The 18,452-nt window shown below is 71.7% G+C and carries 20 protein-coding genes; 5 read left to right on the forward strand and 15 right to left on the reverse strand.

Annotation, left to right across the window (positions count from 1 at the left end; translation table 11 throughout):
* Positions 1–253 precede the first annotated feature (253 nt).
* The 7 genes from rpsO to AMYNI_RS0100140 all read right to left on the reverse strand — a co-directional run bounded on the left by rpsO (position 254) and on the right by AMYNI_RS0100140 (position 6,579).
* Positions 254–523, reverse strand: a complete 270-nt coding sequence (rpsO, locus tag AMYNI_RS0100110) for a 30S ribosomal protein S15 (RefSeq protein ID WP_020665915.1) — start codon at positions 521–523, stop codon at positions 254–256.
* A 117-nt stretch (positions 524–640) separates the two neighbouring features.
* Positions 641–1,150, reverse strand: a complete 510-nt coding sequence (gene thpR / locus AMYNI_RS0100115; RefSeq protein ID WP_020665916.1) for an RNA 2',3'-cyclic phosphodiesterase — start codon at positions 1,148–1,150, stop codon at positions 641–643.
* A 2-nt stretch (positions 1,151–1,152) separates the two neighbouring features.
* Positions 1,153–1,641, reverse strand: coding sequence for a helix-turn-helix domain-containing protein (locus tag AMYNI_RS0100120; protein ID WP_020665917.1), 489 nt, complete (start codon positions 1,639–1,641; stop codon positions 1,153–1,155).
* Positions 1,642–1,770: 129 nt separating this feature from the next.
* Entirely contained in the window at positions 1,771–2,763 is a 993-nt protein-coding gene (locus AMYNI_RS0100125) for a bifunctional riboflavin kinase/FAD synthetase (protein ID WP_020665918.1), read from the reverse strand.
* 9 nt (positions 2,764–2,772) lie between these two features.
* A complete protein-coding gene (gene truB, locus AMYNI_RS0100130) occupies positions 2,773–3,687 on the reverse strand; it encodes a tRNA pseudouridine(55) synthase TruB (RefSeq protein ID WP_084628160.1) in 915 nt (304 codons plus the stop codon).
* 91 nt (positions 3,688–3,778) lie between these two features.
* Positions 3,779–5,107: an MFS transporter gene (locus tag AMYNI_RS0100135; protein ID WP_020665920.1), complete on the reverse strand. Its 1,329-nt coding sequence runs from the start codon at positions 5,105–5,107 to the stop codon at positions 3,779–3,781.
* A gap of 155 nt (positions 5,108–5,262) precedes the next feature.
* Complete coding sequence (locus AMYNI_RS0100140; RefSeq protein WP_020665921.1) at positions 5,263–6,579, reverse strand: MATE family efflux transporter; 1,317 nt, start codon at positions 6,577–6,579, stop codon at positions 5,263–5,265.
* 78 nt (positions 6,580–6,657) lie between these two features.
* Here AMYNI_RS0100140 and AMYNI_RS0100145 point away from each other — a divergent pair, with 78 nt between their 5' ends.
* Genes AMYNI_RS0100145 through AMYNI_RS0100155 form a run of 3 tightly spaced genes read left to right on the forward strand, consistent with a single transcriptional unit; the run spans position 6,658 to position 9,033 of the window.
* Entirely contained in the window at positions 6,658–7,248 is a 591-nt protein-coding gene (locus AMYNI_RS0100145) for an ArsR/SmtB family transcription factor (RefSeq protein WP_211225447.1), read from the forward strand.
* On the forward strand, positions 7,232–7,966 hold the full coding sequence (locus tag AMYNI_RS0100150) for an SRPBCC family protein (protein ID WP_020665923.1): 735 nt from the start codon (positions 7,232–7,234) through the stop codon (positions 7,964–7,966). Before AMYNI_RS0100145 ends, AMYNI_RS0100150 begins: the two co-directional genes overlap by 17 nt.
* A gap of 26 nt (positions 7,967–7,992) precedes the next feature.
* Positions 7,993–9,033 (forward strand): TRM11 family SAM-dependent methyltransferase, encoded by a 1,041-nt coding sequence (locus AMYNI_RS0100155; RefSeq protein ID WP_026359883.1) that lies wholly within the window; start codon positions 7,993–7,995, stop codon positions 9,031–9,033.
* Positions 9,034–9,045: 12 nt separating this feature from the next.
* Here AMYNI_RS0100155 and AMYNI_RS0100160 read toward each other — a convergent pair whose 3' ends face one another.
* Positions 9,046–9,789, reverse strand: a complete 744-nt coding sequence (locus tag AMYNI_RS0100160) for an SDR family NAD(P)-dependent oxidoreductase (RefSeq protein ID WP_245573836.1) — start codon at positions 9,787–9,789, stop codon at positions 9,046–9,048.
* Positions 9,790–9,843: 54 nt separating this feature from the next.
* Between AMYNI_RS0100160 and AMYNI_RS0100165 the strand changes: the two genes are divergently transcribed.
* Positions 9,844–10,425, forward strand: coding sequence for a TetR/AcrR family transcriptional regulator (locus AMYNI_RS0100165; RefSeq protein ID WP_020665926.1), 582 nt, complete (start codon positions 9,844–9,846; stop codon positions 10,423–10,425).
* Positions 10,426–10,489: 64 nt separating this feature from the next.
* Here AMYNI_RS0100165 and AMYNI_RS0100170 read toward each other — a convergent pair whose 3' ends face one another.
* From AMYNI_RS0100170 to rimP, 7 genes are all read right to left on the reverse strand, one after another.
* Positions 10,490–11,335 carry an alpha/beta hydrolase gene (locus AMYNI_RS0100170; RefSeq protein ID WP_020665927.1) on the reverse strand — a complete coding sequence of 282 codons (846 nt, stop codon included), beginning with the start codon at positions 11,333–11,335 and terminating at the stop codon, positions 10,490–10,492.
* Between the two features lie 5 nt (positions 11,336–11,340).
* The gene (gene rbfA / locus AMYNI_RS0100175; RefSeq protein ID WP_020665928.1) at positions 11,341–11,817 is read right to left on the reverse strand and encodes a 30S ribosome-binding factor RbfA; all 477 of its coding nucleotides are present in this window, start codon (positions 11,815–11,817) and stop codon (positions 11,341–11,343) included.
* Positions 11,818–11,835: 18 nt separating this feature from the next.
* A complete protein-coding gene (locus tag AMYNI_RS0100180; protein ID WP_026359884.1) occupies positions 11,836–12,129 on the reverse strand; it encodes a DUF503 domain-containing protein in 294 nt (97 codons plus the stop codon).
* A 105-nt stretch (positions 12,130–12,234) separates the two neighbouring features.
* Positions 12,235–15,243, reverse strand: coding sequence for a translation initiation factor IF-2 (gene infB, locus AMYNI_RS0100185; RefSeq protein WP_020665930.1), 3,009 nt, complete (start codon positions 15,241–15,243; stop codon positions 12,235–12,237).
* 175 nt (positions 15,244–15,418) lie between these two features.
* Positions 15,419–15,601 (reverse strand): YlxR family protein, encoded by a 183-nt coding sequence (locus tag AMYNI_RS47875; RefSeq protein ID WP_245574134.1) that lies wholly within the window; start codon positions 15,599–15,601, stop codon positions 15,419–15,421.
* Between the two features lie 125 nt (positions 15,602–15,726).
* Entirely contained in the window at positions 15,727–16,764 is a 1,038-nt protein-coding gene (nusA, locus tag AMYNI_RS0100190; RefSeq protein WP_020665931.1) for a transcription termination factor NusA, read from the reverse strand.
* Positions 16,761–17,303 (reverse strand): ribosome maturation factor RimP, encoded by a 543-nt coding sequence (gene rimP / locus AMYNI_RS0100195; RefSeq protein WP_026359885.1) that lies wholly within the window; start codon positions 17,301–17,303, stop codon positions 16,761–16,763. Before rimP ends, nusA begins: the two co-directional genes overlap by 4 nt.
* 163 nt (positions 17,304–17,466) lie before the next feature.
* On the opposite strand from rimP, the gene AMYNI_RS0100200 reads away from it, so the two are divergent.
* The gene (locus AMYNI_RS0100200; RefSeq protein WP_020665933.1) at positions 17,467–18,435 is read left to right on the forward strand and encodes a ferritin-like domain-containing protein; all 969 of its coding nucleotides are present in this window, start codon (positions 17,467–17,469) and stop codon (positions 18,433–18,435) included.
* The last annotated feature ends 17 nt before the right edge of the window (positions 18,436–18,452 follow it).

Below are 18,452 nucleotides of genomic sequence, written 5' to 3' on the forward strand. Positions count from 1 at the left end.
TCTTTGTTCCTCAGGCAGCGCGGCGGGAAACCAACCCTTGGTGTCCCACACCCGAGAAGCGAGGCCGGTCTTCGATCGAAGCCCCCGGGACGTTCCCGGAGACCACTACCGAGGACCGGCGCTGCGTTTACGGCGCCTCAGCGGAAAAGTGCTTCGGCACTAGCTCTCGCGCGCTTCGCGCTGACCTCTTGTGTGGTTTGCGTTTCTGCGCCGAGGGGGAGCGGCCGTGCGGCCACTCCCCCTCGGGCTCAGGTCATCGGCGCAGGCCGAGTCGCTGGATCAGCGACCGGTACCGCTCGATGTCCACCTTCATCACGTAGTTGAGCAACCGGCGGCGACGGCCGACCAGCAGCAACAGACCGCGACGGGAGTGGTGGTCGTGCTTGTGCACCTTGAGGTGCTCGGTGAGGCCCACGATCCGCTTGGTCAGCAGGGCGACCTGGGCCTCGGGGGATCCGGTGTCCGAGTCGTGCACGCCGTACTCGGTCAGGATCGACTTCTTCTCGTCAGTGGACAGTGCCACTATCAATCTCCTTGTTCACTGTGCCGTGCGGCCCGGACACGCCACGTGCCGGGTGAGTCGGTCACGGCCGCCACGGACTGCAGCCGGACCCGGTTGGCCAGCCTAGCAGCCGCCCTTTCACCTGCCGTGTTCGACGCCCAGTGACCAACGCCCGACCACGGTGTATTCGACCCCGCCGGCGCCTCGCTCGCTGGACATCAGCACCGCTTCGGTGGCGGTCCACGGACCGCCGCGGAACCCGGCAAGCCGCTCCGGCCAGTGCTCGGGCACTCCGGCGCTCGCCCTGGCGAGGGTCAGATGCGGCCGATACGGCCGGTCCATTCCGACCGGTGCGACGCGCCCTGCCAACGCGGCAAGGCCCTCGGCGTCCACCCCTGCCCAGAGTACGCCGGGAAAGGTGCCGGCCCCGGCCAGCCGGACGGTCGGTGCCGCGCAGCCGGCCAGTCGCGCACCCAGCCAGTCCAGTCGTTCGCCGAGGTCGTCCTCGCCGTAGAAACCGAGCGTGAGGTGCCAGCGCGCGGCGGGCTCCCAGCGCAGGCCGTCCCCGCCGGCGCCGAGCCGGACCAGCTCGTCGCGCAGTTCGCCGACCGCCCCGGCCGGCGGCAGCAGCGCGCTGAACAGCCGCATGTTCAGGACGCCGTGGCCGCCCGGCGAAGCAGGTCGGCGACCACCGGGAAGTCGTCCTCCAGCCGCTTGGCGGCCGCACCGAGATCTTCCTCTTCGGCGATCTCGCGCAGGGTGGCCAGCACGGCCTGGTCGGCCTGGTCGGTGTGGCCATCAGCCACCGGGAAGTTGTCGCGGCCCACCGTCGGCCGGGCGTCGCGCACGTCCTCCAGCGCGGCCAGCAGGGCCTCCTTGTGCCCGGCGGCCACCGCCGGGGTGAGGCACTTGCGCTCGAGCATGATCATCTTGGCCAGCACGACCGGGTTGCCGATCTTGGCCCGGCGGCCGCTCATCACCTGGCTGAGCATCGGGGCGCTGATGCCGAGCACCTCGGCGAGGAAGGCCTGTGAGACGTCGAAAGCCACCACGAGCCGGCGGACCCTGTCTCCGAGCGGCTCGCCGTACCATTGTTTCTGCAGGGCGATGTTGCGCTGGACGATCTTGTGGTCCTCCACTGTTGCCTGCTCCCCTAACAGCTCTGTGCTACGCGCCCGGTCCTGGGTATCTTGCCAGGTGGCACCGGGTGGCCGTGGCGAAATGGCCGAGTGCTTCGCATTTGCACCCGTCCGGACCCCCGGCCCGGTTCAGGTCGGCAGGCCCAGCGTCTGCCTGGTGCGGACCACATCGTCATCCATCTGGGCGACAAGTCCGGCTGGCTCGTCGAAGCGGATCTGGTCCCGCAGCCGCTGCACGAAGTCCAGTGCCACGTGCTGGCCGTAGAAGTCCTCCTCCACGTCCAGCACGAACGCCTCGACGGTGCGCTCACGGCCGGAGAAGGTCGGGTTCGTGCCCACCGACACCGCCGCCGGCAGCCGGCGACCAGGTTCGCTCGAACGAGTGAACCAGCAGCTGTAGATCCCGTCCGCGGGGACCGCCGCGAACCGCGCGGTCGACAGGTTGGCGGTGGGGAAGCCGAGCCCGTGCCCGCGGCCGGCGCCGCGCACCACGATGCCCTCCAGCCGGTGCGGGCGGCCGAGCGCCTCCGCGGCGGCCACCACGTCGCCCGCGTCGATGCAGGACCGGACGTAGGTGGAGGAGAAGGTGATCTCCCCCGCCGGCTGGGCTTCGGCGGATCCGGGCTCGTCGGCCCCCGTCGGCAGGGCACCGACTTGAAGCTCGGCTCCGTACGCGGCGAAGCCGAACCGGCGGCCCAGCGTGCGCAACAGGGCGACGTCGCCGGCCGCCTTGTGCCCGAAGGTGAAGTTCTCCCCCACCACCACGGCCGCCACGTGCAACCGGTCCACCAGCACCTCGTGCACGAACTCGTGCGGCGAGAGCCGGGACAGCTCCAGGGTGAACGGCAGCACCGCGAACACGTCCACGCCGAGCTGCTCGACCAGCTCCGCCTTGCGGCGCAGCGTGGTCAGCTGGGCCGGGTGGCTGCCTGGCCGGAGCACTTCGGACGGATGCGGGTCGAAGGTGAGCACCACGCTGGGCAGGCCGCGGGACCGGGCGGCCGCCACGGTACTGGCGATCAGCGCCTGGTGCCCTCGGTGCACCCCGTCGAACACGCCGATGGTGATGACACAGCGGCCCCAGCCGCTGGGGAGATCGGAAAGTCCACGCCAACGCTGCACGAGCCCACCCTATGCGGGCAGCAGCACGACCACCGAGCGGGCCACGCCCTCGGTGTCCACCGCGAGCGCGAGCGCCCTGCCCTCCGGGGAGAACAGGCCGTAGGTGCCCTCGATCCCGCCGGCCGGCACCCGCTGTCCATATTGGACCGCCCTGGCGGTGGCCGCGTCCACTTCCCGGCGGGGGAAGGCGAGCGCGACGGCCGCGTCCAGGTCGTAGGACAGCACCGGGTCCTGTTCCAGCCGGTCCAGGGTGCGGGCCGCGGCGAGCGCGAACGGGCCGACCGTGGTCCGGCGCAGCGCGCCGAGATGACCGCCGACGCCGAGTGCGGCACCGAGGTCGCGGGCGAGCGCGCGGACGTAGGTGCCCGAAGAGCACTCGACCACCGCGTCCAGCTCGATCCGGTCCGCCTCGCGCCGCAGGCCGAGCAGGTCGAACCGGTACACCGTGACCGGCCGGGGCGGCAGCTCGACCTCTTCCCCGGCGCGCACCATGGCGTAGGCGCGTTTGCCAGCCACCTTCACCGCGCTGACCGAACTGGGCACCTGCTGGATGTCGCCGGTCAGCGCCGCGATCCCGGTGGTGACGGCCTGGTCCGGCACGGCTGCCAGCTGCTCACCGGTGGCCGCCGACAGCCGCTCCCCCTCCGCGTCGTCGGTGGTGGTCGACGCGCCGAGCACGATGGTGGCGAGATAGGTCTTGCGGTCCAGCGCCAGGTGCCCGAGCAGCTTGGTGGCCCGCTCGATGCCGAGCACCAGCACTCCGGTGGCCATCGGGTCGAGCGTGCCGGCGTGGCCGACCTTGCGGGTGCCCATGATCCGCCGGACCCTGGCCACCACGTCGTGCGAAGTCATACCGGCCGGCTTGTCCACCACCAGCAGGCCGGGCGGGGGCGGGGGACGACGGGACTGCTGCTGGGGAGACACGATCGCACTGTAGCGACGCCCCGGCCGGCACCCGCCTCGAGGTCGTGAGTGAAAAGTGTTGTTCCAGGAACACTTTCCACTCACGACGTCTTCAGGCGGCGACCGGGACCGGCCGGTGGCGGGAGTCCCAGATCCGGCGCCGGATCCGCACCGGGACCTCTTCGCCACGAGCCTCCGCGGCGAAGAGCTCGGCTCGGGCGCGGCGCCACCAGACCAGTACCCGGAACGTGCCGAGCGCGAGCACCACGACCACGGACAGCAGCGCGATCCGGAAGTCGCCGCCGGTCCAACCGAGCAGCAGGCCGACGCTGAGCGCGGAGATCGTGGTGGCGCAGAAGCCGCCGACGTTGACCACCCCGGTCGCGGTGCCGACCCGGTGCATCGGGTTGTAGTCCCTGGCCAGCGCGAAACCGATCATCGACGCCGGCCCGCCGAGGGACAGGAAGGCGAACCCGGGCAGCAGCACCGCCACCGGCACCAGCCCCGGCCAGCCGAGCAGCATCGCCCATACCACGGCGGCGCCGGCCAGGTACCCGGCGACCAGCGGCATCCGCAGCGCGGGCCACCTGGCGATCACGTTGCCCAGCAGCGGGCCGCCGATCATCGAGCCGAACACGAACACGGTCAGCATCGCGCTCGCCGTGGCCACCGGCAGCCGCTGGCCCTGCACCAGGAACGGCACGCCCCAGAGCAGGGTCAGCACGTTCGGCGCGAACATGGTGGTGAAGTGCACCCAGAAACCGAGGCGGGTGCCGGGCACCCGCCATGCCTCGACGATCCGCCTGCTGAGCAAGCGCGCGGACACCGGTTCGCCGGAGACGGTGCGCACCCGGCCGGGCGCGTCCTCCACCCGCCGGAGCACGAACGCCGCGTAGCCCGCGGTCAGCAGCCCGGCCGCCAGGAAGGTCGGCGTCCAGCCCGGCCCGGCGAGCAGCAGGGCCAGCGGGACCGTCGCGCCGAGGTTGCCGATGTACCCGATCGCGGTGGTGAACGAGGTGACCACGGCGTACTGACGGCCGGGGAAGTGCGCGGCGACCAACCGGAGCACGCTGACGAAGGTGAGAGCGTCGCCGAAGCCGAGCGTCGCGCGGGCGAGCAGGCCGAGCGGATAGGACCAGGAGACCGACAGCAGCACCTGGCCGAGGCCGAGGAACAGCAGGGCGGCGGTGAGCACCCGGCGCGAGCCGAAGCGGTCCACCAGCACCCCGGCCGGGATCTGCATCGCCGCGTACACCCCGACCTGCAGCACGGTGAACGTGCCGAGCGCGGCCACCCCGACCCCGAACCGGTCCGCGGCCTGCAGCCCGGCCACCCCGAACGAGGTGCGGTGGAACACGGCCAGCAGGTACACGGTCGCGGCGGCCAGCCAGATCAGCCAGGACCGGCCGGTGGCTCGCGCGGTGGCCGCTTGAGGCGACACGGGTGTTCCTCCCGGTGTTCGAGGGTGGGTTCGGGGTTCGGGTCCGACGCGGACGCCCGCGCTGCCGCCCAGACAGTTGTAACGCGTAAGCAAGCCCGAAACCTAGTTGTTATCCCGTGCAATTCCCCACACCACGTCCCCACACCGCCCCGCGATCAGGCCCGGACGGCACCGACCACGGCCCATTTGCCGGAGCGCCAGCGCACCAGCACCGCGGCCAGCCGCAGCACCATGAACAGCGACAGCCCGGTCCAGATCCCGGCCAGTCCCCAGCCGAAGCCGAGCGACGCCCAGATCAGCGGCAGGAAGCCGATCGCGGCGCTGGCCAGCGTCGCGGTGCGCAGGAAGGCCGCGTCACCGGCGCCGAGCAGCACCCCGTCCAGCGCGAACACCACCCCGGCGATCGGCTGCAGCGCGACGAAGAACCACCAGGCGTGCGGTATCTCCCCCAGCACCCCGGGATCCGAGGTGAACGCGTGCGGCAGCACCTGGGACACCGCCGCGAACAGGGCGCACAGCACGCAGCCGAACACCAGCCCGTACCGGGTGATCTGCCCGGCGACCCCGAGCGCCCGCCGAGCCGAGCCCGCGCCCAGCGCGGCACCGACCAGTGACTGCGCGGCGATCGCGACCGAGTCCAGCACCAGCGCGAGCAGGGTCCACAGCTGCAGCACGATCTGGTGCGCGCCGACCGCCTCGGTGGAGGTGCGCGCGGCGACCGCGGCCGCGGACACGAAACAGGCCTGGAATGCCAGGCTGCGCAGCACCAGGTCGCGGCCGAGGCCGAGCTGCGCGCGCATGACCGCTGGCCGCGGCCGCAGCGGCACCCGTTCGCGGACCAGCGCGCGCACGAACAGCGCCGCCGAGATCACCTGCGCGACCACGTTGGCCACCGCCGAGCCCTCCAGCCCCCAGCCGGCCGCGTACACCAGCACCGGGCACAGCACCGCGGAGATCCCGTTGCCCGCCAGCACATAGCGCAACGGCCGGGACGCGTCCTGCACCCCGCGCATCCAGCCGTTGCCCGCCATCGTGATCAGGATCAGCGGGGCGCCGAACAGCGCGATGCGCAACCAGGACACCGCGGCCCCGGTGATCTCGTCGTCACCGGAGAGCATCCGTGCCAGCGGGCCGGCCAGCAGCTGCCCGGCCACCAGCAGGATCAGCCCCACCGCCATCGCCAGCCAGGTCGCCTGCACGCCCTCGCTGACCGCCTCCGCTCGCCGCCCGGCCCCGTGCAGCCGCGCGGTGCGCGAGGTGGTGCCGTAGGACAGGAAGGTCAGCTGGCTGGAGATCTGCGACAGCAGCACCCCGCCGAGCGCCAGCCCGGCCAGCGGCAGCGCGCCGAGATGCCCGACGACGGCGGTGTCCACCAGCACGTACAGCGGCTCCGCGGCCAGCACGCCCAGCGCGGGCACCGCGAGGCCGAGCACCTTGCGGGGCGGCACGCGTTCGTCGACGGAATTCACCACGGTCGCACCCTAACCAGCACCCCCGACGGTCTCGACGAACCATTTGACAGGAAAAGCTGTCCAATGGATGCTGAGTGCGTGCCGTCACATGATCTGCTCGAAGAGCCCGAGCGCCTGCGCCACGCGCTCTCCCCGCTGCGCCGCCGGCTGCTGACCCGGCTGCGCACTCCGGCCTCTGCCCCCGAGCTGGCGGCCGAGCTGGAGATGCCGCGCCAGCGGGTGGGCTACCACCTGCGCCAACTGGAGGACGCCGGCCTGGTCGAGCTGGTCGAGCAGCGGCAGCGGCGCGGATGCGTGGAACGCGTGCTGCGCGCGACCGCGGACGCGTTCGTGGTTGATCCGGCGGTGCTCGACCGGCACACCGAGCGGCGCTCCGACGACCGGCACGCGGCCGAGCACCTGATCGACGTCGCCTCGCGCACCGTCCGCGACCTGGCCCGGATGCAGGCCGCGGCCGAGCGGCAGGACACCAGGCTGCTCACCTTCACGCTGGAGACCGAGGTCCGCTTCGGCGCCCCGGCCGACGTGCACACCTTCACCGAAGCGCTGGCCGACGCCATTGCCGGTGTGGTGGCCGCTTTCGACACCCCGGAGGGCAAGCCCTACCGGCTGATCGGCGCGGGGCATCCCGCGCCACGGACAGGAGCGTCTGATGACCGAAGCAGCTGACCCACCCCCGATCGAGGTCACGATTTCCGCCCCACCCGAGGAGATCTGGCGCGCCCTGCGCGAGCCGGAGCTCATCCGGCGCTGGCACGGCTGGCACTACGACGGGCTCGACGAAGAGGTGCGCCAGATCTTCGTGGACGGCGTCACCGAAGACCCCGAGGCACGGACCTTCGTCGCCGGGGGCAACGACCGGTTCAGCCTGCACCCCGCCGGCAGCGGGGGCACCACGGTCCGGATCACCCGTGGCCCGCGCGGCACCGATCCCGATTGGGACGCGTACTACGACGACATCACCGAGGGCTGGCGGACCTTCCTGCTGCAGCTGCGATTCGGCCTCGAACGGCACGCCATGGCCGAGCGCCGCACGCTGTTCCTCAACGACGCGCTGGCGGCCCCCGGCCGGAAGCTCGTCGACCACCTCGGTCTCGCCGAGGCGGGCGAACAGCCGGTGGGCACCCGCTACCGCGTCGCGCTGCCGACCGGCGACGAGTTCCAGGGCGAGCTGTACTTCAGCAGCGAGCACCAGCGGATCTTCACCGTGGACGGGCTGGGCGATGGCCTGCTCGTGGTGGCGCACCAGCCCATCGCCGAGCACCGGCCGATGCCGGCCGGGCTGATCGTGCTCACCGCCTACGACGTCGCCGAGAACCGGTTCGCCGAGCTCGAACAGCGGTGGCGGAGCTGGTGGGAGACGACGCGCCACCAGCCGACGTCGTGAGTGACCGCACGTTACGCTCACCGGCCATGCCTCACTACGCGATCCTGGTGTACCCGGCCGCCAACCGGGTGTACGCCGACGCCTCCCGCCGCCTGCTCCGTGCCGAGCTGGCCGTCTTCGGTGACGCGCTCAGCACGCCGCTTCGGGAACTGGCCGAGGAAACCCTCGGCGGCGTCGGCTATGTCACCTTCACCACCGGCGAGCCACTGTCCGAAGAGGACATCGCGCTGCTGTCCAACCTGTCCGCGCTGTACGCCCTGTTCGAGACCGGGGACGGGCTGCTGAAACCGGTCGAGCTCAGCGCGCTGGCCAGGTTCGACTCGGACCTGCTGACCATCCAGAAGTACTCGGGCAAGACCAACGAGCTGTTCACCAAGCTGCTGCTGAACGTCACCGTGCTCGCCAGCGACGCCGGCTCGGCGCTGCTCGGCGGCCGGCTGCACGTGCTCGACCCGCTGTGCGGCCGGGGCACCACGCTGAACCAGGCGATGATGTACGGGTTCGACGCGACCGGGCTCGACGTGGACGGCAAGGACTTCGAGGCCTACGGCCAGTTCATCAAGACCTGGCTGCGCACCAAGCGGGTCAAGCACACCGCGGAGTCGATCGCGGTGCGCCGCAACAAGGTCCGCCTCGGCAAGCGGCTGGACATCGAGTTCGGCCTGAGCAAGGAGCAGTACAAGGCGGGCGAGGTCAGGAAGCTGACCTACCTCAACTGCGACACGCTGACCACCGACGAGCTGCTCCGGCCGAACTCGGCGGACGTGATCGTCACCGACGCGCCCTACGGGGTGCAGCACGGCAGCCACCGCACGCAGGACGCCAGCCTCTCCCGCAGCCCCGCCGACCTGCTGGCCGCCGCGATCCCGGGGTGGAACAGGGTGCTGCGCCCCGGCGGCGCGATCGGCATCTCCTGGAACACGCACGTGATTGGCCGCGACGAGCTGGCCGGCCTGCTTTCCGGCGCCGGGCTGGAAGTCCGCGAAGGCGGTGCCTACGAAGACTTCCAGCACCGGGTGGACCAGGCGATCGTGCGCGATCTCGTGGTCGCCGCGAAACCGCGCTAGCACCCCGCCGCGCTAGAAGCCGACCGTCTCCTCCGGCCGGTCCCGCTCGGTGTAGAGCCGCCAGTACCGCTCGGCCAGCTCGTCCGGGTCCACCAGCTCCGGTTCGAGCCCGCGGGTCGCCCCGGCATCGGTGTCGAAGAGCTTCTGCGCGTCGCTGCGCTCGACCAGCGCGCCGATGGTCAGCATGCCGGCGTAGACCCCCTTGGCCGCGAGCTCGCCGTGCGCGGCGAGGACGTAGTTGCGCAGGCCCGCGCCGGCGACGCCGTAGCCGCCCAGCATCGGGATCGGGATCTTCGCCGAGGCGCCGAGGCCGAACAGCAGCCCGCCGTTGCCGCGCTCGACCATGCCGGGCAGCAGCCGCAGCGCCAGCGCGAGCGGGGTCCGCAGCCCGCCGTCCAAAGTGGTGTTCAGGTTGTCCAGGTCCACGTCCAGGATCGGCCGGATCGCCGCCTGGTCGAGGAAGCCGTTCAGCACGGCCACCTCGATCGGGCCGAGTCGCGCGGTGATCTCGGCGAGCACCTCCGGATGGCCGTCGCGGTCGGACAGGTCGGCCGGCACGGCGACCGCGGTCACCCCGTCCGCCGCAAGTTCATCCACATAGGACTTCAGCCGGTCCTCGCTGCGGGAGACCATGGCGACCGCGTACCCCTGCCTGCCGAACCGCCGCGCGGTGGAGATCCCGGCGCCGGGACCGGTGCCGAAAATCGCGAGTGTTTTCATCTGCCAGCCTTCCAGATAAGTTGAGGAACCCCTCATGTTTCTCAACCTACCCGAACTTGAGGACACCTTCAACTTATCTATAATCGGTCCATGCCCACCGAACCGCGTCCCCTGCGCCGGGACGCGCGGCGCAACCGCGAGCTGCTGATCGCGGCCGCCAGGGAGATCTTCGGCAGCAAGGGCCTGGACGCGCCGCTGGACGAGGTGGCCCGGCGGGCCGGGGTGGCCATCGGCACCCTGTACAACCGGTTCCCGACCAGGATCGAACTGGTCGAAGCCGCCTTCAGCGACCTGTTCGACCAGGCGGCGGCGATCGCCGAGGAAGCCGCCGCGATCGAGGATCCATGGCAGGCGTTCGTGTTCTTCCTGGAACGGACCTGCGAGCTGCAGGCGATGGACCGGGGTTACGCCGAGCTCTGCACCCGTCCCCTGCCGGACGCTCCCCTGCTGGAGGCCGGCAAGACCCGCAGCGTGCAGGTGCTGTCCGGGATCATCGACAGGGCCAAGGAGGCCGGGCGGCTACGGGCCGACTTCCGGCTGGAGGATGCCGCACTCGCCTTCACCGGCACCACGGGCACCGCGACCTACGGCGTCGAACCGGAGGCGTGGCGGCGCCATCTGGCCTTCCTGCTCGACGGCTTCCGCGCGGAGAACGCCCATCCCCTGCCCTGACGCAGCGAAGGCCACCTTGCCTGCGTTGAACGCAGGCAAGGTGGCCTTCGCTGCATACCGCCGCTCAGGGCAGGGTGGCGATTTCGCCGCCGACGAAGCGCACGATGTCGGGCAGCACGCGCTTCCAGTACTTCTCGTTGTGCGCACCCGGCGAAAGCCCCGTCTCGGCGGGGTGCGCGGTCTGCACGAACTTGCGGGTGGCCTTGATGAACGGGTCGAAGGTGCCGCACCAGACCCCGACCGGCACCGGCTTCAGCTCGTCGATGTGCAGCAGCGGCTCGTCGCGCTCCCAGTGCGGACGGTCGATGAAAACCTTGCGCGCCTTCGCGTCGTTCCAGCTGACGAACAGCGCCGGGCTGCACACCGCGACCGCGCGCAGGCCGTCGTGGTCGCGGGCGTAGCGCAGCGCGCCGAACCCGCCCATCGAGATGCCGAAGGCGGCCACCGGATCCGGCCTCAGATCGCGGCGCGCCAACCAGCCGGGCAATTCGGTGTTCAGCATCCGCTGCGGATCGTCACCGGCGGAGTCGGTAACCCAGTAGTGCGCGCCGTCCACGGCGGCCACCGCGAACGGCGGCATCCCGGCCCGCACCGCCTCGGTCAGCGCCGCCGGCAGGCCGAGTTCGAGGAACATCCGGGCGTTCGAACCCCGACCGTGCAACGCGACGCACACCGGCAGACCGGCCGTCGGCACTCCTTCCGGAGCGACCAGCACCAGGTCCAGGTCCGCACCGCGGGCCGCCGAGTGCACCCGTTCGACGGTGACCGGCTCGGTCAGCCGGACCCTGGCCGGTGGCGGCGGGCCCGCCGGAGGCCCCGGCTGCCGCTCCGGCTCGGGTTCGCGCGCGCAGCCGCCCGCGGACAGCGCCACCGCTGCACCGCCGAGCAGGAGCCCGCGCCGGGAGACCACCGGTGCTATCCGCGTGACTCGGGCTCGGCGAGCGAGTCCTCGTCCACCTCTTCGCGAGGTGCCCGATACGGGTCCGGGTCGCCGGCCGGCTGTGCGCCGCTGGCGCGGCGCGCCACCTCGGCGTCCGCCTCCCTCGCCTTGGCCAGCAGATCTTCGATCCGCTTGGCGTCCTCGGGGATGTTGTCCGCAACGAAGGTCAGGGTCGGCGTGTACCGGACCCCGGTGCCCTGTCCCACCTTGCTGCGCAGCACCCCGCGCGCGGACTCCAGCGCGGCCGCGGCCGCGTTGAGGTCGGGCTCCGCGTCCAGCTTCTCGCCGAGCACGGTGTAGTACACGGTGGCGTCGTGCAGGTCCGCGGTGATCTTGGTGTCCGTGATCGTCACGTAGTTCAGCCGCGGGTCCTTGATCTCGTGCTCGATCGCGGAGGCCACGATCTGCGAGATCCGCTTGGCCAGCTTGCGTGCGCGAGCCGGGTCGGCCATGGGATTTCCTCTTCTTCCTTAGTCTTCAGGTCCGAGCAGCCGGCGGTGGGCGGAGAGGAACTCCAGCTCCGGCCTGCCCGCGACGAACCGCTCGACCGCGTCCAGCACGTCCCGGACGTGCTCACCGTCGGCGGCAACCACGGCGGCCCCGATCAGCGCCCGGCGGTGCAGGTCGAGATGGCCCGCCTCGGCCACCGACACCTCGAACCGCTTGCGCAGCTCGGCCAGCACCGGCCGGACCACCGAACGTTTCTGCTTGAGTGAGTGAACATCGCCGAGCAGAACGTCCAGCTCGAGCGCACCAACGAACATCGGCATCAGTCTCGTAAAGGGCGCGCGGCGCCTGGTTCGGGGTGGACGGGCACGAGTCCGGTGCGGGGCCGGTGGCGAACAGCCACCGGCCCCGCCCGGTCGTGATCAGGCGCGAGGCTTCTCGCGCTGCTCGTACGTCTCGATGACGTCGCCCACCTTGAGGTCGCTGTAGGACCCCAGGGTCAGACCGCACTCGAAGCCCTCGCGGACCTCGACCGCGTCGTCCTTGAACCGGCGCAGCGAGCTGATCGGCAGGTTCTCCGCGACCACATTGCTGTCCCGGAGCAACCGTGCCCGCGCGTTGCGACGGATCTCGCCCGAGGTGACCAGGCAACCGGCGATGGTGCCGATCTTCGAGGACTTGAAGACCTCGCGGATCTCCGCCTTGCCGAGCTCGACCTCTTCGTACTCCGGCTTGAGCATGCCCTTGAGCGCGGCTTCGATCTCGTCGATCGCCTGGTAGATCACCGTGTAGTAGCGGACGTCCACGCCTTCACGCGTCGCACGCTCGGTGGCCTTGCCCTGCGCCCGGACGTTGAAGCCCAGCACGATCGCGTCGGAGGCGGTGGCCAGATCGATGTCGCTCTCGGTGACCCCACCGACGCCGCGGTGCACCACGTTGAGGTCCACCTCGTCGCCGACATCCAGCTGCATCAGGGATGCTTCGAGCGCCTCGACGGTACCCGAGTTGTCACCCTTGATGATCAGGTTGAGGCTGTTGGTCTCCTTCAGCGCGGAGTCCAGGTCCTCCAGGCTGACCCGCTTGCGCCGCGAGGCGTTGAGCGCGTTCCTGGTACGGGCCGACCGGCGTTCGGCGATCTGCCGCGCCACCCTGTCCTCGTCCACGACGAGGAAGGTGTCACCGGCGCCGGGCACCGAGGTGAACCCGATGACCTGCACCGGCTGCGACGGGGTCGCTTCGGTGACGTCCGCGTTGTGCTCGTCGACCATCCGGCGCACCCGGCCGTAGGCGTCGCCCGCCACCACCGAGTCGCCGACCCGCAGCGTGCCGCGCTGCACCAGCACCGTGGCCACCGGACCGCGGCCGCGGTCGAGGTGTGCCTCGATCGCGACACCCTGGGCCTCCATGTCCGGGTTGGCCCGGAGGTCCAGCGTGGCGTCCGCGGTCAGCAGGATCGCCTCCAGCAGGCCGTCGATGTTGATGTTCTCGCGGGCCGAGATCTCCACGAACATCGTGTCGCCGCCGTACTCCTCGGCGACCAGGTTGTACTCGGTGAGCTGCTGGCGGATCTTGTCGGGGTTCGCCCCCTCCTTGTCGATCTTGTTCACCGCCACCACGATCGGCGCCTTCGCCGCCTGGGCGTGGTTGATCGCCTCCACCGTCTGCGGCATCACCCCGTCGTCGGCGGCGACCACGATCACCGCGATGTCGGTGGAGTTCGCACCACGGGCACGCATGGCGGTGAACGCCTCGTGACCGGGGGTGTCGATGAAGGTGATCAGGCGCGCGGTGCCCTCGAGCTCGGTCTCGACCTGGTAGGCACCGATGTGCTGGGTGATGCCACCGGCCTCGCCCTCGCGCACCTTCGCCTTGCGGATGGTGTCGAGCAGCCGGGTCTTACCGTGGTCGACGTGACCCATCACGGTCACCACCGGCGGCCGGACCTGCAGGTCCTCCTCATCACCGGCGTCCTCGCCGTAGGTGATGTCGAAGGTCTCCAGCAGCTCGCGGTCCTCCTCCTCGGGGGAGACCACCTGGACGGTGTAGTTCATCTCCGAGCCGAGCAGCTCGAGCACCTCGTCCGACACCGACTGCGTGGCGGTGACCATCTCACCGAGGTGGAACAGCACCTGCACCAGCGAAGCCGGGTTCGCGTCGATCTTCTCCGCGAAGTCGGTTAGCGAGGCACCGCGCGGCAGCCGGATCGTCTCGCCGCTGCCCTTGGGCAGGCGGACGCCGCCGACGCTGGGCGCCTGCATGTTGTCCATGTACTCCTGGCGCTTCTGCCGCTTCGACTTGCGGCCCTTGCGCGAGGGGCCACCGGGACGGCCGAAGGCACCGGCGGTACCGCCGCGGCCACCGGGACCACCACGACCGCCGCCACCGCGGAAGCCGCCACCGCCGGCTGGCGCGCCGCCACCGGGACGGAAACCGCCGCCGCCACCGCCCCCACCGGGACCGCTGCCGCCGCCGGGACCGCCGCGGAAACCGCCGCCGCCACCACCGGGACGACCGCCGCCGCCACCGGGACCGCCACGACCGGCGCCGGGTCCGCCACCGGGGCCACCTCGACCGGCACCGGGACCACCACGGCCACCGGGACCGCCGCCGGGGCGGGCGGCCGGACGACCGGGCATCATGCCCGGGTTCGGGCGAGGCGGCATGTTGCCGGGACTCGGCCGGTTGCCGCCGGGCGCACCGCTGCCGGGACGCGGGGCCGGACGGTCGCCACCGGGCCGGTCACCGCCGGGACGCTGGGACCGGTCGGGACGGTCGCCGCCCTGCTGGCCGCCGCCGGGACGCGGTGAGGCCGGACGCGGGGCCGGCGAACCGGAGCCGACGCCGAACGGGTTGTTGCCGACCCGCGGGGTACGCGGACCGGGCTTCGGGCCGCCGGGCTTGGGGCCCTGCGGCTTCGGCGGAACCACCGATCCACCCTGGGCCGCGGCCGCGGCCGGGTTCTCCTGGGCGGGAGCGGGCTCCGGCTTCTGCGGCTTCTGCGGTGCGGCCGGTTGCTCGGCCGCAGCCGGCTTTTCCACCGGGGCCGGCTTCTCGGCCGGAGCCGGGGAAGGCGCGGGAGCCGGCGGCTTCGGGCCCGGCCTCGGGCCGGGCACCGCGGACGGCTTGGCGGCCGGCCGCTCGGCCGGCTTCTCCGCCGGCGGAGCCTGCTCGGTAGCCGGCTTCGGGGCGGACGGGGCCGGCGCGGGGGCCGGGGACTTGGCCGCCGGGGGCGCCGGGGCCGGCCGCTTCGAACCGGACCGGCCGGACTCCTTCTTGGGGTACGCGTCACGCAGCCGACGGGCGACCGGGGCCTCGACGGTGGAAGACGCGGACTTCACGAACTCGCCCTGCTCTTTCAGCTTGGCGAGAACTTCTTTGCTGGTAACTCCGAGCTCCTTGGCGAGCTCGTGTACGCGGGCCTTGCCTGGCACAGCACTCCTATTCTGGGGAGGCCGGCGGCAGACCCGCAGACCTCGTCCTATTGTCGCGCGTTCATGGCTTCAGCTTCACGGCTGACTCATGACGGGTCGACCTGCTTCCTTGATTCCGACTGGCCGGGGAAACTCCCGGCCCCTGTTCCACGAGCCTCGGGCTCACACCCTCGGCTCACCGTTCGAGATGATCACGCACGCCGTGCGCGTCGAGCATTCCAGAAACCCGTAACGCCCTGGGAAACGCCCTCCGCCGCTCGGCGACGGACAGGCATTCCGGCTCGGGGTGCAACCACGCTCCCCGACCCGGCAGCCGCCGACGTTCGTCGACGACCAGCCGCCCGTCCACCGCGACCACTCGCAGCAACTCGCTGATCGAAGCTCGCCGCCGGCACCCCACACACATGCGCACCGGGCGGACCCGGTGCTCCGCGGGCGCGGTACCCGGTTGCGAGCTTCGATCAGAGTCTAGCTCGTCGCCCCTCACTCAGCCGAACCGGTTGTCGCGGCGGGCCGCTGGTGTTCCCCCTCGGCCTCGTCGGGCTCGACCGCCGCGTCGCTGCGGATGTCGATCCGCCATCCGGTCAGCCGCGCGGCGAGCCGCGCGTTCTGCCCTTCCTTGCCGATGGCCAGCGACAACTGGAAGTCCGGCACCACGACCCTGGCTGTCTTGGCGCGCTCGTCCACCACCCGGACCGATACAACCTTCGCCGGGGACAGCGCATTCCCGACGAACCTGGCCGGTTCCTCGGAGTAGTCGATGATGTCGATCTTCTCGCCGGCCAGCTCGCTCATCACGTTGCGCACCCTGGCCCCGACCGGGCCGATGCACGCGCCCTTGGCGTTCACCCCGGCGACGGTGGAGCGCACCGCGATCTTGGACCGGTGACCGGCCTCACGCGCCACCGCGGCGATCTCCACGGTGCCGTCGGCGATCTCCGGGACCTCCAGCGCGAACAGCTTGCGCACGAGGTTCGGGTGCGTCCGGGACAGGGTGATCTGCGGGCCGCGGTTGCCCCGCGAAACGCCCACCACGAACGCCTTGATCCGGCTGCCGTGCTCGTAGGACTCACCGGGCACCTGCTCGGCCAGTGGCAGCACGCCCTCGGTGTCGCCGACCTGCACCACCACCATGCCCCTGGCGTTGGCGCGGGCGTCGCGCTGGATCACCCCGGCGACGATCTCGCCCTCCTTGGCGGAGAACTCGCCGTAGGTCTTCTCGTGCTCGGCGTCGCGCAGCCGCTGCAGGATGACCTGGCGCGCGGTGGTGGCGGCGATCCGGCCGAAGCCCTCGGGCGTGTCGTCCCACTCCTCGGCGACCGCGCCGGTCTCGTCCAGGGTGTGCGCGAGCACCCGCACGTAGCCGTTCTTGCGGTCGATGTCGATCTTGGCGTGCGGCTGGTGGCCCTCGGTGTGCTTGTAGGCGGTGAGCAGCGCGCTTTCGATGGCCTCGAGCACCGTTTCGAAGGGGATGTCCTTGTCCCGTTCGATCGCGCGCAGAGCCGCGATGTCGACGTTCACTTCGACTCCTCCTTCGGGGATGTCCGGGCGGCGTCGATCATGCCGCAGGAGTCCTCTTCCAGCAGCTTGAGCTCGTCCGTCGGCGGCTGCTTGAACTCGATCTCGATCACGGCCTTGGCCACGTCCCGGTAGGCGACGTCGCGGATCGAACCGGCCACGAGCACCCTGGCGGACTCTTCGCCGGCGTGCCCGACCCGGCCGGCGAAGGGCGCGCCCTCGGTGGGGGTGATCCGGACCAGCCGGAACCTGGCCCGCCGCCAGTGCCGGGGTCTGCGCAACGGGCGGTCCACCCCTGGCGAGGTGACCTCGAGCGTGTAGGCGCCCTTGATCAGCTCCTCGTTGGCGTCCAGCACGGCCGAAACCGCGCGGCTGATCTTCGCGACCTCGTCGAGCCCGACCCCGTCGTCCCCGTCCACGACCACCTTGACCAGCTTGCGGCGACCCGCCTGCTGGACATCGAGCGCGTCGAGGTCGAAACCCGCGGTTCCGACGGCGTCGGCCACGATCGGCTCGAGCCTGCCGGCGAGTTCTCCTGGCACCTTGGCGCTCTCCTGTATCTGATTCAAATGTCTGGTTCGTGCTGCGTTGGCTGCTCCGCCGTGGCCGGCCGCCGCGTGCGGCGCCGGTCGGTGGTGGTTCAGCTTATCTCCTACCCGCCGGGTACCGCCGATGGTCGAGGCTCACCTGGCAGGATGGGCGCACGTGAAGCCCCGCACCGACCACACCGGACCCGCCCCGGCCCCTTTCGCCCCGTCCCGGCGCACCGTGCTGCGCGCGGGTGCGCTGGCCGCGCTGGCGCTGCCACTGGCCGCCGCCTGCACCACCGGCTACCAGGACGGACCGGATCCGCTGGCCGCGCTCGCCGCGCAGGCCAGGGCGGACGCGGCGGCGGCAACCGCGCTGGCGGGCGCCGGCGGGGAGCAGGCCAAGCTTGCCGAGCAGGTCGCCGCGGCCCGCACCGCGCAGGCCGCGGCCCTTCAGTCCGAAGTGGACAGGCAGAACTCGCCGAAGGCGGGCGACCCCGCCGACACCGGTGGCGGTGAAGGGATGAACGGGCTCAAGCAGCGACTCGCCCAGTCCCGGCGCCATGCCGAGGCGCTGGTGCCGGACCTGCCCCGGTACCGGGCCGGGCTGGTGGCCGCGGTGGCCGCCGGCTGCGCCGCCCTGCAGCGGCTCTCCGACCAGCTCGGGCCCGGTGAGGATCCGCAGCCGGTCGAGGCGGGCAAGGCCGGCGCCATCCCGGCCGAAGCGGTCGACGCGATGCAGCAGGCGCTGGCCGCCGAGCATGCCGCCATCTGGGTGTACGGGCTGGTCAGCGCGTTCCTGCCGGCCAACTACACGGCCGCTACCGGGGAGGGCGCCACCGAGCACCGCGACCGCCGGGACGCCTGCATCCGGATGCTCGCTTCGGCCGGCGCCACCCCGGCTCCGGCCGAAGCCGCCTACGTGCCGCCGAAGCCGGTCACCGACGGCAAGTCCGCGATGAGCGTGGTCGGCCTCGCCGAAGGGGACGCGGCGGCCGCGTGGCGAGGGGTGCTCGAGCACACCGACGCCAAGGAGCTGCGCACGGTGGCGGCCGGCGCGCTGACCGGTTCCGCGCGGCGCGGCACGCGCTGGCGGATAGCCGCCGGTGACGAGCCCGCCGCCCTCCCCCTCCCCGGCTCCCCCTAGCGCGGCTCCTTGCCGAT

The sequence above is a fragment of the Amycolatopsis nigrescens CSC17Ta-90 genome, assembly GCF_000384315.1.
Classification (GTDB): Bacteria; Actinomycetota; Actinomycetes; order Mycobacteriales; family Pseudonocardiaceae; genus Amycolatopsis; species Amycolatopsis nigrescens.

Coding starts and splice junctions, on each gene's coding strand:
- AMYNI_RS0100160 (WP_245573836.1), bottom strand. CDS start 9,789: ATGAGGGGTTCCTCAACTTATCTGGAAGGCTGGCAGATGAAAACACTC.
- AMYNI_RS0100165 (WP_020665926.1), top strand. CDS start 9,844: ATGCCCACCGAACCGCGTCCCCTGCGCCGGGACGCGCGGCGCAACCGC.
- AMYNI_RS0100150 (WP_020665923.1), top strand. CDS start 7,232: ATGACCGAAGCAGCTGACCCACCCCCGATCGAGGTCACGATTTCCGCC.
- AMYNI_RS0100180 (WP_026359884.1), bottom strand. CDS start 12,129: ATGTTCGTTGGTGCGCTCGAGCTGGACGTTCTGCTCGGCGATGTTCAC.
- thpR (WP_020665916.1), bottom strand. CDS start 1,150: ATGCGGCTGTTCAGCGCGCTGCTGCCGCCGGCCGGGGCGGTCGGCGAA.
- AMYNI_RS0100155 (WP_026359883.1), top strand. CDS start 7,993: ATGCCTCACTACGCGATCCTGGTGTACCCGGCCGCCAACCGGGTGTAC.
- rbfA (WP_020665928.1), bottom strand. CDS start 11,817: ATGGCCGACCCGGCTCGCGCACGCAAGCTGGCCAAGCGGATCTCGCAG.